The organism is Streptomyces sp. NPDC001222 (assembly GCF_042896945.1).
GTDB classification, from domain to species: domain Bacteria; phylum Actinomycetota; class Actinomycetes; order Streptomycetales; family Streptomycetaceae; genus Streptomyces; species Streptomyces gibsoniae.
Map to the genome: position 1 here is coordinate 231,603 of NZ_JBIAXT010000002.1, position 12,542 is coordinate 244,144.

Below are 12,542 nucleotides of genomic sequence, written 5' to 3' on the forward strand. Positions count from 1 at the left end.
TATGCCACGTTCTCGTACGCCGACGCGCCGAACGAAGCGCGCCAGGAGGAACTGACAATGCAACCCCTCATCGATCACGCCCGTGCGCACGGACAGCGCCCCGAGGAGTTCGCCCGGCTGGCCGAGGGCCAGTCCCCGCAGGTCCTGTTCATCACCTGCTCCGACTCCCGGGTCGTACCCGCGCTGATCACCGGAGCCCGGCCCGGTGAACTCTTCGAACTGCGCACCGCGGGCAACATCGTGCCCCCGTACGCCTCCGAGCATCCCACCAGCGAGGCGGCCACCATCGAGTACGCCGTGGAGGTGCTCGGCGTCAGGGACGTCGTCGTCTGCGGCCACTCCCACTGCGGTGCTGTCGGCGCGCTGGTGCGCGGCGACGACCTGACCGCCGTCCCCGCCGTGCGCGACTGGCTGGCGCACGCCGCGCCCGAACCGCGGGCGGCCGACGCTGAGGACCCGGCGGTCGCGGACGCCGTACAGAACCACGTGCTCGCGCAGTTGCTGCGCCTGCGGTCCTACCCGTGTGTGGAACAGCGGCTGACCGCGGGCCTGTTGCGCCTGCACGGCTGGTACTACGAGGTGCACACCGGAGCCGTGCACGAACACCGCAGCGCCACCGACACCTTCGAAGCCCTGTGAGCGGCCCGATGAGCAAATTCCCCTACCTCAGGCAGGACTTCACCGCCTCACTCGTGGTCTTCCTGGTCGCGCTCCCGCTGTGCGTGGGCGTGGCCGTCGCCTCCGGCGTGCCCGCCGAACTGGGCCTGATCACCGGCATCGTGGGCGGCCTGGTCACCGGAGTACTGCGCGGCAGCAGCCTCCAGGTGTCCGGGCCCGCGGCCGGGCTGACCGTGCTGGTCTTCGAGGCGGTACGGGAGTTCGGACTGCCGCAGCTCGGGGTGATCGTGCTCGCCACCGGCGTGCTCCAGCTGCTCATGGGCGCGCTGCGGCTCGGACGCTGGTTCCGCGCCATCTCGGTCTCCGTCGTGGAGGGCATGCTGGCCGGCATCGGCCTGGTGCTGATCGCGGGCCAGCTGTACTCCGTGCTCGGGGCGAAGGCCCCGGCCTCGGGCCCGGGCAAGATAGCCGGACTGCCCGGGGCACTGATCGACGCCGCGTCGAGCACCCGGGCGCCGGCCTCCCTGGCCCTCGGCGCGGGGACCATCGCCGTCCTCGTGCTGTGGAAGCATCTGCCGCGCGCGGTGCGCACGGTGCCCGGTCCGCTCGCCGCGGTCGGCCTCGCCACCCTCGCCGGCGTGGCCCTCGGACTGCCGGTGGCCACGGTCGAGGTGAAGGGGCTGCTCGGCTCGGTCCAGCCGCCCTCCCCGAGCGCCTTCGGCGAGCTGGCGAACCCGGGTCTGCTCGGCACGATCGTCGCGTTCACACTGATCGCGTCCGCCGAGTCCCTCTTCAGCGCCGCCGCGGTGGACCGGCTCCACGACGGTCCGCGCACGCAGTACAACCGGGAGTTGATGGCACAGGGCGCCGGCAACACGGTGTGCGGGCTGCTCGGGGCGCTGCCGATGACCGCGGTGATCGTGCGCAGCGCGGCCAATGTCCAGGCGGGGGCCCGCACCAAGGCGTCACGGGTGCTGCACGGAGTGTGGCTGCTGCTGTTCGCGGCGCTGCTGCCGTCCGCGCTGGCGTACATACCGATCCCGGCGCTGGCCGGTGTTCTCGTGTACTCCGGCGCCAAACTCGTCCCCGTACGGCCGCTCGTGGCCCTGTGGCGCGAGCACCGGGGCGAGGCGTTGATCCTGCTGGTCACCGCGGTGTCCATCGTGGCGATCAGCATGTTCGAGGGCGTGCTCATCGGGCTCGCGCTGGCCGTGCTGAAGACGGCGTGGGAGGCCTCGCACGTCCGGCTGGAGGTCATCGACAAGGGTGCGGGCCCCGTGCAGGCGTATCTGTCGGGCAATGCGACGTTCCTGCGGCTGCCGAAGATCCTCGACAGCCTGGAGGCGCTGCCGCAGGACCGGCCGGTGCAGCTCGATCTGGCCGGGCTGCATCATCTGGACCATGCCTGTCGTACGGCCCTGGAGAACTGGGCGGAACGGCACAGCGCGGCAGGGACGGAACCCGTCCGCTTGACGTCCGGCGGCTGACCCCAGGGCCGCTCCGGACCCCGACCCACGAGGGCCCGCCGGTGCCGCACCGGCGGGCCCTCGCTTCGTGGACCTCGACGGAATTATCGTGATTGTGAGGCAAGTGCGGATGCATCCGGATATGCCGGGTGCACAGGTTGCACCGGACCTCTCGGTGAGGAGGTCGTCATGCTCTCGGAGCTGGTGGGTGCGCTGGTCGGACTCGGCGCCGTGGGGCTCGTGTACGTGTCCGCGGCGGCCCGGGTGGTCAAGCAGTACGAGCGCGGGATCGTGTTCCGCTTCGGGCGGCTGCTCGGTCCGGCGAGGCCGCCCGGCTTCACCGTGATCGTTCCCTTCGTCGACCGGCTGCAGAAGGTCAACATGCAGATCGTGACGCTGCCGATCCCGGCGCAGGAGGGCATCACTCGGGACAATGTGACGGTACGCGTGGACGCCGTCGTCTACTTCAAGGTGATCGACCCGGCGAACGCGGTCATCCAGGTCGAGGACTACCGGTTCGCGGTCTCGCAGATGGCGCAGACCTCGCTGCGCTCGATCATCGGCAAGAGCGATCTGGACGATCTCCTGTCCAACCGGGAGAAGCTCAACCAGGGCCTGGAGCTGATGATCGACAGCCCGGCCGTGGGCTGGGGCGTGCAGATCGACCGGGTCGAGATCAAGGACGTGTCGCTGCCCGACACGATGAAGCGGTCGATGGCCCGTCAGGCGGAGGCGGACCGAGAGCGCCGGGCGCGCGTCATCAACGCGGACGCGGAACTCCAGGCGTCCAAGAAGCTGGCGGAGGCCGCCGGGGTGATGTCGCAGCAGCCCGCCGCGCTCCAGCTGCGGCTGCTGCAGACCGTGGTGGCGGTCGCGGCGGAGAAGAACTCCACGCTGGTCCTGCCGTTTCCGGTCGAGTTGCTGCGGTTCCTGGAGCGGGCGCAGGGCGCGACGGGGCAGGACGGGGCGCACTCGGCCCTCGACGCGCCGGAGCAGCCGGCCTCCGACGCTCCGGAACAGCCGGCCGAGAACCCGTCGGCGCCGGCGGACGGGACGGCACCGCAGCAGCCGGAGGCAGCCGCGGCGGAGGCGACCTCGGCGCCTGCGCACGGGCTCGCCCAGGTCCCCCTCGGCGAAGGTGCCTCGACCCCCTCGGGCGAGGCCCCTCCGGAGCTGTGGGCGGAGCCCCCGACCGAGGACGTGCCGTCGGCCCCCGCCCCCGCCTCGGCCAGCCGCGACAAGTGACCCTGCGCCGCCCGCCTCGGCCGGCTCCCTTCCGAGGGGTCGACCGAGCCGGGCGTCCGCTGCAGCCCAGCCAGGTGACTTCGCCGTCGTACCGGCCCGGCGCACCGGCGCCGGGACCGATCTCCTCGTAGGCGCGACCGTACGTTGGTGCGGTGATCTCTCCTGTACGACGGATCGCCGCCGTCTGGGCGTGCGGCGCCGTCCTGGCCGCCTGCGGAGCCCCGCAAGGCCTCGGACGGCCGTCGGCGCCGTCCTCGGCGTCGCCCTGGACGGCCGTTTCCGGGATGCCGCTGCCCGGGCCCGGGTCTCCCGGACTGACGCCGGTCTTCATGAGCGCGCGGACACAGAAGAAGACCGTCGCCCTCACCTTCGACGCGGACATGACCGCGGACGACGGGCCGCGGGCGGCGCACGGCGAGCACTTCGACAATCCCGAGCTGATCGAGGCGCTGCGCGAGCTGAAGGTGCCGGCCACCCTGTTCATGACCGGCCGATGGGCCGACCAGTACCCCGGAGAGGCCCGGGACATCGGCAGGGATCCGCTCTTCGAGGTCGCCAACCACTCCTACAGTCACTACTCGTTCACCGACAGTTGCTACGGGCTGCCGGTGCTGCCCGCGGCGAAGATGCGCGCGGACGTGGAGCGCGCCTTCACGGCGATCCGCAAGGCGGGCGTCGCCCGCCCGATGCGGTACTTCCGCTTTCCCGGCGGCTGCTACGACAACCGCGCCCTGCGCGCGCTCAGCCCGCTCGGGATCACCGCGATCCAATGGGACGTGGTCAGCGGGGACGCGCTCGCCGCGGACGCGGGCGCGGTGGCGCGACGGGTGCTGCGGGGGGTGCGGCCCGGCTCCGTGGTGATCATGCACTGCACGCGAAGCGCCGCGCCGGTGACCGAACCGGCGGTGCGCAAGCTGGTGCCCGAGCTGCGCAAACGGGGCTACCGCTTCGTCAAGGTCTCCGAGCTGGTCGGAGCGCCGAGCGGACGCCGGTAGGCCCAGGCGGCCGCCACCTGCGCCGGAGGACGACTCACCCGATGACCCGATCTTCCGTCCTGGCACACTTGCGTCGTGAGCAGTGACCAGACCCCCGCAACGTCGGCGGACTCCCCGCACGACGGCCAGGACAGCCCCTTCCGCTCCGAGCGCACCGCGCGCGACGAGGCTCCGCAGTTCGTCATGCCGCTGGTGGTGCGCATCGAGCGGGCCGCTCCCCCGGCGCGTACGGACGCGCTCGAGACCGCGGCGCGCGCCGTGCTCGTGATGCTCAGCGACGCGCGTTCGCTGGGCGAGGGCGAGTGGGCCCAGGCCATGCGGGACTGGCAGGACGCGCGGATCCGCAAGGTGGTGCGCCGGGCGCGCGGCGCGGAGTGGCTCCGGGCCGGGGCACTGCCCGGCATCACGATCACCGGCAAGTCCGCCGAGGTACGGGTCTTCCCGCCGGTACCACTGGACGGCTGGCCCAAGGACCTGGCCCGGCTCCAGGTCTCGGGCACGGACCTCGACGACCCGGAGCCGCCTCTCGAGCCGGAGCCGTCGACGCCGGTCCTGTGGCTGAACCCCGACCTGGAGATGTCCGCGGGCAAGGCGATGGCCCAGGCCGGTCACGGCGCGCAGCTCGCCTGGTGGGACCTGCCGGACGACGAGCGCGCCGCCTGGCGCGACGCCGGCTTCCCGCTCCAGGTCCGCACCGCTCCTCCGGCCCGCTGGGCCGAACTGACCGCGTCCGGGCTGCCGTTGGTGCGAGACGCCGGCTTCACGGAGATCGCCCCCGGCAGCTGCACGGTGGTGGCGGACCACCCGGCCCTGCACCGGCGCTGACCGCGCGCGGCGCGCGCCGTCCCTCCGATGCGGCACCGGGAACGCCTTGGTGACAGGATCGGCGTTATGGGCACCGAGACGGACTGGGTGTACCGGGTGTTCGAGCCGCACGGCTCGGAGGGATGGCGCCCCTACGGCAGCGACCCCGCACGGTGGCGGGGCACGATCAGCGCCGCCGACTCGAGCGAGGGCGCCCAGTACGCCGTCGCCCTCGTCGTCGCCGACCTGATGACCGAGTGGAAGGCGTGCGGCCAGCCCCGGGCCAAGCACGTACGGGTCTTCCTCTGGCGCGAGGAGGAGGGCGAGGCGGCGGACGCGGACATCATCGTGGAGGTCCGGCCGGACATCCACACCGTGTGACGGAGAGTGTCCGGTCCGCTTCTCCCACCCCATCCCGCGCCGGGGTCATCCGCGCGCCGCCTGGTATCGGTAGCAGGTCAGCCAGGTCGTGTCGATCTGGACGGAAGAGCCCCGGGCGGCGTAGTGACCGCCGAGGCTCGACTCGTTCTGGAGCACCCAGGGCGTGGCGTCGGGGTTGTCGCCCGACACTCCGCCGATCCTCCTGCCGTCCAGGTAGAAGGTGACGCCCGACGGGGTGATCTCGTAGGTGCTGGTGTGCCAGTCGGTCCAGCGGCCGAAGACGTCGGCGTTGTACTCGCGGAAGCCGTGGACGAAGGCACTGATCGGGTCGTAGGCGAAGTTCTCGCCTGCCTCGGGGAAGTCGATCTCGCTTCCGGCGTAGCGCAGATGTGCCATCTTGTAGCCGTCGAGTGTGCCGTGCACACGCCAGCGCTCGCTGAACTTGCCGTAGCGGATGTTCATACAGCCCAGCGGCACCGGCGCGGACACATGGTTGTCGCCGACCGGCGGCCGGTACATGCGCACGTGCAGCTGCCCGTCGCCGCTGGAGGACGGGCCGATCCAGGTGGTGTCGTCGGCGCGGTACTCGCCGCCGAAGGTGCGGGTGTTGCCGTTGGAGTGGTTCTTGGGGTTGGCCGTGTCGTACCAGCCGCGCGGATAGGCGCCGAACTGCTGGTAGACGGCGCCGAACATCCTGAGGCCCGCGCAGTGGAAGTCGCCGTCCCCGGCACAGCCGGTGAAGGCCCCGAGCGGCACGTACTGGCCGTTGAAGTCGTCGGCGAAGACCTGGCGGAAGGGCCCGCAGTCACCGTGGGGCATCGAGTCGCCCACGGTGTGACAGGCGTCCTGCGACGGCGCGGCCGCGTGCGCCGGGGCCACGCCGGGGGAGGTCACGAGGGCGGCCAGGACGAGAGCGACCGCACCGCGCCGGCGGTGCCTGTGGGGACGGGTGATCACGGTTCCTCCAGGTAGGGGTGGGCCTCGGCCGCGAGAGGCCGCATGGTCACCAGCAGCTCTTCCTGGGTGCCGCGTGCCGTAGTGCCCTCCGTTGGAGTGGAAGTGGGGGCGGGGGCTCGGAGAACGTCCGGCGGCGGGCGGCGAGCTGGGCGGCGGGCGCCGGGCGGAACCTCAAATGTTGCTCTGAAGGTCCTCGGGGAGGGTTCGGCCTCGGGGGCCGGGGCCATCACTCCGTCACACCGGCAGTGACGGTCGTCGACGGGGACGGGCGGGGCGGGGACGGGGCGGGAACCACGGGGCCGGCCGGGGGCGGCGGCCGGGCGAGAGCGCGCCGGGTGATCCATGGCGGAGGAGGGGACGATGGAGCGTCTGGGTACGGGCATCGGGTGGCGGCCGGAGATCGCCGACGCCGTGGAGCGGATGCCCGGCATCGACTGGGTCGAGACCGTGGCCGAGAACGTGTGCGCCGGTCACCTCCCCGAGTCGCTGGTGCGTCTGCGCGAGCGCGGGGTCACCGTCGTCCCGCACGGTGTCTCCCTCGGTCTCGGCGGCGCGGACCGCCCCGACGAGGCACGGCTGGTCGCGCTCGCGGAGTGCGCGGGGGCCCTGGGCTCGCCGCTGGTCACCGAGCACATCGCGTTCGTACGGGCCGGCGGGCCGCTGACCGCCTCGCGGGCGCTGGAGGCGGGCCATCTGCTCCCGGTCCCGCGCACGCGCGACGCGCTGGACATCCTGTGCGAGAACGTGCGCATCGCCCAGGACGCGCTTCCGGTGCCGCTCGCCGTGGAGAACATCGCGGCGCTGATCTCCTGGCCGGGCGAGGAGATGACCGAGGGACAGTTTCTGTACGACCTGGCCGACCGTACCGGCGTACGACTCCTGATCGACGTCGCCAATCTGCACACCAACCATGTCAACCGGGGCGAGGACCCGGCCAAGGCGCTGGACGAGCTGCCCGTCGAGGCCATCGCGTACGTCCATGTCGCGGGCGGCTTCGAACGCGACGGCGTCTGGCACGACAGCCACGCCCACCCGGTGCCGCAACCGGTGCTCGACATCCTGGCCGACCTCGCGTCCCGCGCCACCCCGCCCGGGGTACTTCTGGAGCGCGACGACGACTTCCCCGAACAGGGCGAACTGGAGCGGGAGTTGTCCGCCATCCGGCGGACGGTCGAGAAGGCGGGAACCCGGTCGGCGGGCCAGACGGGTACGGACGAGTCGGCGAGGGACACGGGACCGGGCAAGTCGGCAGCACGCCTGGGCCCGGGATCCGGCCGTGAAGGAGACGGTGGCGGTCGTGGTGGCGCCGCCGCGCGTGAGCGGCTCGCGCTCGCGCAGGCCGCGCTGCTGTCCTGCCTTGTCGCCGGCACTCCCGTGCCCGAGGGATTCGACCGGGTACGGCTCGGGGTGCAGGCGCGCGCCCTGGCCGCCAAGCGGGCCGGTGTCGTCGCGAAGGTCGCGCCCGAACTGCCGGTGATCCTCGGGGAGGCGTACCGGCGGGTCTTCCTGGACTACGCCCAGAGCCGTCCGATGACCGGGGGCTACCGGCGCGACGCCCTCGACTTCGCCGAGCACCTGCTGCGGACCGGGCTCCCCGAGGACGAGGGGGCGCGGCGACGGCTGCGCGACTGGTGGCTGGAGCGCTCGGGGCCCACCCCGCCGTCCCGGCATCCCGCGGCCCGGCTGGCGCGGGCCGCCCGCCGGGCACTGCTGCGGCACCGAGTCTCCCGAGTCGTACGACTCACGGGCCCCGGCTCGGTGTCACCCCGGCCCCGATAGCACTCCCGACCGCACGCCGCTGCCGCCCGCCACGTCCAGTCCGCCTCCCCCCGTGACGGGCTGACGCGCCGGGCACCCCGGGGTGCCCGGCGCGGTTGCGCCGCGGTCAGGCGAGACCGGCGACCAGCTCGGCCACCGACTTGCGGCGGCCGGTGAAGAAGGGGATCTCCTCGCGGACGTGCATCCGGGCCTCGGAGCCGCGCAGATGGCGCATGAGGTCGACGATGCGATGCAGCTCGTCGGCCTCGAAGGCGAGGACCCACTCGTAGTCGCCGAGGGAGAACGAGGCGACCGTGTTGGCGCGCACGTCCGGGTAGCCGCGGGCCATCTTGCCGTGGTCCGCGAGCATCCGGCGGCGGTCCTCGTCCGGCAGCAGGTACCAGTCGTACGAGCGCACGAACGGGTAGACGCTCACATAGTTGCGCGGCGTCTCGTCGGCGAGGAACGCCGGGATGTGCGAACGGTTGAACTCGGCGGGGCGGTGCAGCGCCATGTTCGACCAGACCGGGGTGAGGGCGCGGCCCAGCTTCGTGCGGCGGAAGAGGTTGTACGCATCCTGCAACTGGTCGCTGGTCTCCGCGTGCCACCAGATCATGAGGTCGGCATCGGCGCGCAGGCCCGACAGGTCGTACGTACCGCGGATGGTCACGTCCTTCGCGGCGAGCTGGTCGAACAGCTCCTGGACCTCGTCGGCGTACCCGGCGCGGTCCTCGGGCAGCACGTCCTTCAGCTTGAAGACGGACCACAGCGTGTAACGGATGACCTCGTTGAGGTCCTTGGCCAGCTTGCCCTTGTTCGGGATCCTGCCGGACTCGGTGGTGGGGGCGTCGTCACTCATGTGCCTATTCTCCCGCTCCGCCGTGGAGGCTCTGCACCGGGTTGGCGGTGAGCTCCTGCACGCCGCGCAGATCGCCGCCCAGCTGGTCGACGGCCGCGTACGCGCTCGCGATGCAGGCGGGGATGCCGACCCCGTCGTACGCCGCACCGCAGACGGCCAGTCCCGGGAGCTTCGCGACGTACTCGCGGACGCGGGCCACGCGCGCGTGGTGGCCGACGGGGTACTGGGGCAGGCCGTCGGTCCAGCGGGTGACGCGGGTCTCCACCGGGGTGGCGTCCAGACCGGTCGCCTCCCACAGGTCGCTGCGCGAGACGGCCACCAGGTCGGCGTCCTCGTGATCGAGGATCTCGGTCTCCCCGTACCGCCCGACGGACGTCCTCAGGACGAGCAGGTCGGGGTTCTCGTCGGCGATCCAGCCCCACTTCCGGGAGGCGAAGGTCGACGCCTTGATCGTGCGTCCGTCGACCGGCGGCACCAGGAAGCCGCTGCCGTCGGGAAGGTCGGCGTCGGCGCGGCGGTAGGCGAGGGTGACCAGGGCCATGGAGGCGTACTCGACGGCGCGCAGTTCGGCGGCGGCCTCGGGGGACGCGGTGCGCAGCAGGCGGGCGGCCTGCGGGGCGGGGGTGGCGACGACCACCGCGTCCGCCTCGTACAGACGGTCCTCGACCAGGACCTGCCAGCCCTCGCCGGTGCGGTGCAGCCGGTCCACGACGGAATTCAGCAGGATCTCGCCGCCCCTGGCCCGGACCGACTCCGCGACGGCCTGCGGAAGCCGGCCGACGCCACCCTCGATGCCCATGAACACCGGGCCCGCCTGCACGGCCGCGGCGGTCTTCGCCTGGATGTCGCGGACGGCTTCCGTCAGCGAGTCGTGGGACTGCGCCGCCTGGAAGAGCTGCGGTACCGCCGAGCGCATCGAGATGCGGTACGCGTCGCCCGCGTACACCCCGCCCAGCAGGGGTTCCACCAGGCGGTCGACGACCTCGCGGCCGAGGCGGTCCGCCACGTACTCCCCGACCGCGACGTCGTCGCCGACCTCCGTGCGCGGCAGGTGTGCGTCCTCCTCGATGCGGCGCAGGCCCTCGTCGGAGAGGAGGCCGAGGAGCGCGGACGCGGTGCCGGGGACGCCCATGACATGGCCCTTGGGCATCGGCCGCAGGGCGCCGCGGGTCCAGATCGAGGCGGTCGCCGTGGCCGGCGGCCGGAGCCGGTCCCCGAGGCCCACCGCACGGGCCAGCGCCACCGCCTCGGGGCGCCGGGCCAGCATCGACTCGGCCCCGAGGTCGACCCGCACGCCCGCGATCTCGCCGGGCAGCAGCTTGCCGCCGAGCCGGTCCGACGCCTCCAGGACCGTCACCCGCGCGCCCCGGTCCAGCAGCCGGTGGGCGGCGGCCAGCCCCGCGATCCCGCCTCCGATGACGACGACGTGCCCCGCGTCCGCGCGGGCGTGCAGTGCGCTCATGTCCCCCAGCCTCTCAGACACCACCGACGGCCCCGCAGGGGCCAGGTGTTCCCGTGGGGCCTGATCGTCACCGCACCGGGGCCGGATCCGGATCCGGCCAAAGGTGCCGTGTCCTCGTAGCGTGTTCGCATGAGCATGAGCCGTACGAAAGAGCGCCTCGTCGTCATCGGCGGCGATGCGGCGGGCATGTCCGCCGCATCGCAGGCACGCCGCCTCAGGGGTCCCGACCGGTTGGAGATCGTGGCGTTCGAGCGCGGCCACTTCTCCTCGTACTCGGCGTGCGGCATCCCGTACTGGGTGGGCGGCGATGTCGACTCCCGGGACCGGCTGATCGCCCGTACGCCTGAGGAGCACCGCGCACGCGCCATCGATCTGCGGATGCGGACGGAGGTCACCGAGATCGATGTCGCTCGGGGCCGGGTACGCGCGCGGGACGTCGATTCCGGGGCCGAGTCGTGGACGTCGTACGACAAGCTCGTGATCGGGACCGGCGCCCGCCCGATCCGTCCCGATCTGCCCGGCGCCGACGCGCCCGGGGTGCACGGGGTGCAGACACTCGACGACGGCCAGGCCCTGCTGGACTCGCTCGCCGCCACGCCGGGGCGTCGCGCGGTGGTCGTCGGCGCGGGTTACATCGGCGTGGAGATGGCCGAGGCGATGATCAACCGCGGTTACGAGGTCACCGTCGTCAACCGTGGCAGCCAGCCCATGGCGACCCTCGACCCGGACATGGGCCGGCTGGTGAACCGTGCCATGGAGGGACTGGGGATCACCATGGTGAACGACGCCGAGGTCACCAAGATCCTCACGGGAGACGGCGCGGGACGCCGGGTGCGGGCGGTCGGCACGGACGCGGCCGAGTACCCGGCCGACGTGGTGATCCTCGGGATCGGCGTACGCCCGGAGACGGCGCTCGCGCAGGCGGCCGGTCTGCCGCTCGGCGCGCACGGCGGGCTGCTCACCGATCTGGCGATGCGGGTGCGCGGCCACGAGAACATCTGGGCGGGCGGCGACTGTGTGGAGGTGCTCGACCTGGTCTCGGGGCGGATGCGGCACATCGCGCTCGGCACCCATGCCAACAAGCACGGCCAGGTCATCGGCACCAATGTGGGCGGGGGTTACGCCACGTTCCCGGGCGTGGTCGGCACGGCCGTGAGCAAGGTCTGCGACCTGGAGATCGCGCGCACCGGGCTGCGGGAGAAGGACGCGCGGCGGGCCGGGCTGCAGTACGAGACGGTCGTCATCGAGTCGACCAGCCGCGCCGGCTACTACCCCGACGCCGCCCCCATGACCGTCAAGATGCTCGCCGAGCGTCGTACGGGGCGGCTGCTCGGAGTCCAGATCGTCGGCCGGGAGGGCGCGGCCAAACGCGTCGACATCGCGGCGGTGGCGCTGACGGCACAGCTGACTGTGGAGGAGATGACGGCCCTCGACCTGGGCTACGCGCCGCCGTTCTCCCCGGTGTGGGACCCGGTCCTGGTGGCCGCGCGCAAGGCGGCCGCGGCGGTGGCCGAGGTGCCCCGGTAGGGGCGGGAGACCGCGCGACCGGCGGCCACCGGTCGCGGTTCCCGTCCGGTCAGGCCGTCTCGTGCTGGCCGACCCCGTTGATCCGCTCGATCGCCTGCCGGGCCTGCTCGGCCGGCGGGCGCGGCGGCAGCGAGGACACGGACGCGCTGGAGGTCACTGCGGCCGGCTGGGGCTGCACGGCGGGCTTGGCGTGCGCGGCGCCGGCCCGGGTGGAGCGCAGCCGGTGGCTGACGGCCTCGTCGAGGGTCACGGGACGCTGCATCTGGGACGCCAGCCGCCCGGCCTCCTGGCCCAGCCGGGCCACGTCCTCCCAGGGCAGACGGATCACGAGCGCCAGCTCGGCCTCACCGTCTGGCAGGGCGTGTATCGGAGGAGTAACTCGGTCGTTCATCGCCTGTTCCTCACGTCGTCCCCGCGACACGCCTTCCCCGCACCGCGGGCGGTTGAGGAGACATACGCACGGCCGGAGC

The 12,542-nt window shown here is 72.8% G+C and carries 12 protein-coding genes; 8 read left to right on the forward strand and 4 right to left on the reverse strand.

The window, feature by feature from the left end:
• The first annotated feature begins 57 nt into the window (after nucleotides 1-57).
• The 6 genes from ACFY2Z_RS04105 (at nucleotide 58) to ACFY2Z_RS04130 (ending at nucleotide 5,509) form a co-directional block, all read left to right on the forward strand.
• Nucleotides 58-639, forward strand: coding sequence for a carbonic anhydrase (locus tag ACFY2Z_RS04105; RefSeq protein ID WP_311699756.1), 582 nt, complete (start codon nucleotides 58-60; stop codon nucleotides 637-639).
• An 8-nt stretch (nucleotides 640-647) separates the two neighbouring features.
• Nucleotides 648-2,105: a SulP family inorganic anion transporter gene (locus ACFY2Z_RS04110; RefSeq protein ID WP_390742614.1), complete on the forward strand. Its 1,458-nt coding sequence runs from the start codon at nucleotides 648-650 to the stop codon at nucleotides 2,103-2,105.
• A gap of 168 nt (nucleotides 2,106-2,273) precedes the next feature.
• Nucleotides 2,274-3,329 (forward strand): slipin family protein, encoded by a 1,056-nt coding sequence (locus ACFY2Z_RS04115; RefSeq protein WP_390742615.1) that lies wholly within the window; start codon nucleotides 2,274-2,276, stop codon nucleotides 3,327-3,329.
• 152 nt (nucleotides 3,330-3,481) lie between these two features.
• A complete protein-coding gene (locus ACFY2Z_RS04120; RefSeq protein ID WP_390742616.1) occupies nucleotides 3,482-4,324 on the forward strand; it encodes a polysaccharide deacetylase family protein in 843 nt (280 codons plus the stop codon).
• A 75-nt stretch (nucleotides 4,325-4,399) separates the two neighbouring features.
• Nucleotides 4,400-5,149, forward strand: coding sequence for an aminoacyl-tRNA hydrolase (locus ACFY2Z_RS04125; protein WP_390742617.1), 750 nt, complete (start codon nucleotides 4,400-4,402; stop codon nucleotides 5,147-5,149).
• A gap of 66 nt (nucleotides 5,150-5,215) precedes the next feature.
• Nucleotides 5,216-5,509, forward strand: coding sequence for a hypothetical protein (locus ACFY2Z_RS04130; protein WP_311699751.1), 294 nt, complete (start codon nucleotides 5,216-5,218; stop codon nucleotides 5,507-5,509).
• Nucleotides 5,510-5,554: 45 nt separating this feature from the next.
• On the opposite strand, the gene ACFY2Z_RS04135 is transcribed toward ACFY2Z_RS04130, so the two are convergent.
• Entirely contained in the window at nucleotides 5,555-6,466 is a 912-nt protein-coding gene (locus tag ACFY2Z_RS04135) for a glycosyl hydrolase family 16 (RefSeq protein WP_390742618.1), read from the reverse strand.
• Nucleotides 6,467-6,826: 360 nt separating this feature from the next.
• Between ACFY2Z_RS04135 and ACFY2Z_RS04140 the strand changes: the two genes are divergently transcribed.
• Nucleotides 6,827-8,245, forward strand: a complete 1,419-nt coding sequence (locus ACFY2Z_RS04140; RefSeq protein ID WP_390742619.1) for a DUF692 domain-containing protein — start codon at nucleotides 6,827-6,829, stop codon at nucleotides 8,243-8,245.
• A 106-nt stretch (nucleotides 8,246-8,351) separates the two neighbouring features.
• On the opposite strand, the gene hemQ is transcribed toward ACFY2Z_RS04140, so the two are convergent.
• Entirely contained in the window at nucleotides 8,352-9,083 is a 732-nt protein-coding gene (gene hemQ, locus ACFY2Z_RS04145) for a hydrogen peroxide-dependent heme synthase (protein ID WP_390742620.1), read from the reverse strand.
• Between the two features lie 4 nt (nucleotides 9,084-9,087).
• The gene (gene hemG / locus ACFY2Z_RS04150) at nucleotides 9,088-10,545 is read right to left on the reverse strand and encodes a protoporphyrinogen oxidase (protein ID WP_390742621.1); all 1,458 of its coding nucleotides are present in this window, start codon (nucleotides 10,543-10,545) and stop codon (nucleotides 9,088-9,090) included.
• A 129-nt stretch (nucleotides 10,546-10,674) separates the two neighbouring features.
• Between hemG and ACFY2Z_RS04155 the strand changes: the two genes are divergently transcribed.
• On the forward strand, nucleotides 10,675-12,072 hold the full coding sequence (locus ACFY2Z_RS04155; RefSeq protein ID WP_390742622.1) for an FAD-dependent oxidoreductase: 1,398 nt from the start codon (nucleotides 10,675-10,677) through the stop codon (nucleotides 12,070-12,072).
• 49 nt (nucleotides 12,073-12,121) lie between these two features.
• Here ACFY2Z_RS04155 and ACFY2Z_RS04160 read toward each other — a convergent pair whose 3' ends face one another.
• Entirely contained in the window at nucleotides 12,122-12,463 is a 342-nt protein-coding gene (locus ACFY2Z_RS04160; RefSeq protein WP_390742623.1) for a hypothetical protein, read from the reverse strand.
• Between the last annotated feature and the right edge of the window lie 79 nt (nucleotides 12,464-12,542).

Coding starts and splice junctions, on each gene's coding strand:
- ACFY2Z_RS04105 (WP_311699756.1), top strand. CDS start 58: ATGCAACCCCTCATCGATCACGCCCGTGCGCACGGACAGCGCCCCGAG.
- ACFY2Z_RS04110 (WP_390742614.1), top strand. CDS start 648: ATGAGCAAATTCCCCTACCTCAGGCAGGACTTCACCGCCTCACTCGTG.
- ACFY2Z_RS04115 (WP_390742615.1), top strand. CDS start 2,274: ATGCTCTCGGAGCTGGTGGGTGCGCTGGTCGGACTCGGCGCCGTGGGG.
- ACFY2Z_RS04130 (WP_311699751.1), top strand. CDS start 5,216: ATGGGCACCGAGACGGACTGGGTGTACCGGGTGTTCGAGCCGCACGGC.
- ACFY2Z_RS04140 (WP_390742619.1), top strand. CDS start 6,827: ATGGAGCGTCTGGGTACGGGCATCGGGTGGCGGCCGGAGATCGCCGAC.
- hemQ (WP_390742620.1), bottom strand. CDS start 9,083: ATGAGTGACGACGCCCCCACCACCGAGTCCGGCAGGATCCCGAACAAG.
- hemG (WP_390742621.1), bottom strand. CDS start 10,545: ATGAGCGCACTGCACGCCCGCGCGGACGCGGGGCACGTCGTCGTCATC.
- ACFY2Z_RS04155 (WP_390742622.1), top strand. CDS start 10,675: ATGAGCATGAGCCGTACGAAAGAGCGCCTCGTCGTCATCGGCGGCGAT.
- ACFY2Z_RS04160 (WP_390742623.1), bottom strand. CDS start 12,463: ATGAACGACCGAGTTACTCCTCCGATACACGCCCTGCCAGACGGTGAG.